General features: G+C 63.4%; 3 protein-coding genes. All 3 read left to right on the forward strand.

All coding sequences use genetic code 11. The features are described 5' to 3' along the window. The coding region (locus EN749_RS34900) for a LemA family protein (RefSeq protein ID WP_145991153.1) at positions 1–483 on the forward strand (483 nt) is incomplete at its 5' end. Between the two features lie 258 nt (positions 484–741). Next, entirely contained in the window at positions 742–1,593 is an 852-nt protein-coding gene (locus EN749_RS34905) for a YgcG family protein (protein ID WP_127808778.1), read from the forward strand. A 91-nt stretch (positions 1,594–1,684) separates the two neighbouring features. Next, a partial coding sequence (locus tag EN749_RS34910; RefSeq protein ID WP_245491572.1) for a TPM domain-containing protein occupies positions 1,685–1,931 on the forward strand: 247 nt, incomplete at its 3' end.

Here is a 1,931-nt window from a genome sequence, read left to right on the forward strand (position 1 = left end):
CAGTATCAGCGCCGCGCCGACCTCATCCCCAATCTGGTCGAGACGGTGAAGGGTTATGCCTCGCACGAAAAGGATACGCTCGACGCGGTGGTCGAGGCACGCGCCAAGGCAACGCAGATCACGGTAACACCGGAAACGCTGAAGGATCCCGAAGCCCTCAAGAAGTTTCAGGATGCCCAGGCGGGGCTGACCAGCGCGCTGTCGCGGCTGATCGCGGTCTCGGAGGCCTATCCCGACCTCAAGGCCAATCAGAATTTCCTGGCGCTGCAAGCCCAGCTCGAAGGCACCGAGAACCGCATCGCGGTGTCGCGGCGCGACTACATCCAGGCGGTCAGGGACTACAATCTGACGCTGAGGACCTTCCCCTCGGTGCTGTGGGCGACCTTCTGGTTCCGCGGCAATGAGCCCTTTGCCAATTTCACTGTCGCCGAAGACAAGATGCAGCCGCCGAAGGTCGATTTCGGCACGAAGCAGGGCGGGTGAACGTCGACTGTCATCGGAATAAATCCCGCGAAATGACGGGCTGCTGGCGTGCAAACACCCCCCTCTGTCCTACCGGAACCGGCCCTTCGCTGCCGCTTCGGGCGTTCGTCGTTCGGAAAGCCAAGCAATTGGCTTCCCGTCCGCTACGCGGATCAGTCCTCACCCCCCTCAAGGGGGGAGATTGGCAGCTTCGGCGCTGACGCCGATCTTGCGACGTTGAAAATTGGAGAAAGCGGAGATGGCGGCCAATCTTCCCACTTGAGGGGGAGATGCCCGGCAGGGCAGAGGGGGGGGGCCCGGAATGCAAGCCTAGGGTTCCTTTTCGCTCTTCTAAGCCTCCTCTTCCTCCCCTTCACCGCCCTCGCCGCCGATCTCCCCGCGCTCACCGGCCGTGTCGTCGACAATGCCGGCATCATCGATGCCGCGACCAAGGCGGCGCTGACACGGAAGCTTGCCGATTTCGAGACAAAAGGCTCCGACCAGATCGTCGTGGCGACGATCCCGAGCCTTGAGGGCGAGGAGATCGAGCCTTACGCCAACCGCCTGTTCCGCTTCTGGAAACTTGGGCAGGCGAAGGAAAACAACGGCGTGCTGCTGCTGGTTGCGCCGAACGACCGCAAGATGCGCATCGAGGTCGGTTATGGGCTGGAAGGTACGCTGACCGACCTGCACACCAAGCTGATCATTGAAAACGACATGGTGCCGGCGTTCCGCGCCGGCGATTTCTCCGGCGGCATCAGCAAAGCCGTCGACGACATGGTCATGGTGCTGGAAGGCAATCCGGAGGAGCTGGAGGCGCGCGGCGAGCGCAACCAGCAGGCGCCCTTCGAGTCCGACGACCTGTTCTTCACCGTGTTCATCGGCATATGGATAACCATTATGGTCGGCAGTCTTGCTGTCTCCATCTTGCCGCCGATCTTCGGCCAGAAGCTTGGTCCCGGCCGTTACCGCTGGCTCGGCATGACCTTCGAGCCAAGCCGGCGATCCTCCCGTAGTGGCTGGTCGTCGGGAAGTTCCAGCGGCGGCTGGTCTTCGGGGTCAAGCAGCGGTGGAGGCTTTTCCGGCGGCGGCGGTTCGTCCGGCGGCGGCGGCTCGTCGGGAAGCTGGTGATGGCATGACGATACCCAGCATCAGCCTGTCGAAACGCGACCGCCTCGCCTCGGCTGTCCTGATTGCCGCGGTCGTGCTGTTCTCCTGCGTCATGGCCTACGCGGCCGACCTGCCGGCGCTGACCGGCCGTGTCGTCGACAATGCCGGCATCATCGATGCCGCGACCAAGGCGGCGCTGACGCGGAAGCTCGCCGACTTCGAGACAAAAGGTTCCGACCAGATCGTCGTCGCGACGATCCCCAGCCTCGATGGCGAGGAGATCGAGCCCTACGCCAACCGCCTGTTCCGCTTCTGGAAACTTGGCCAGGCGGCCGAGAACAATGGCGTGCTCCTGCTGG

Origin of the sequence: Mesorhizobium sp. M7A.F.Ca.ET.027.02.1.1, assembly GCF_004022985.1 — a bacterium.
In the GTDB taxonomy this organism is placed as follows: domain Bacteria; phylum Pseudomonadota; class Alphaproteobacteria; order Rhizobiales; family Rhizobiaceae; genus Mesorhizobium.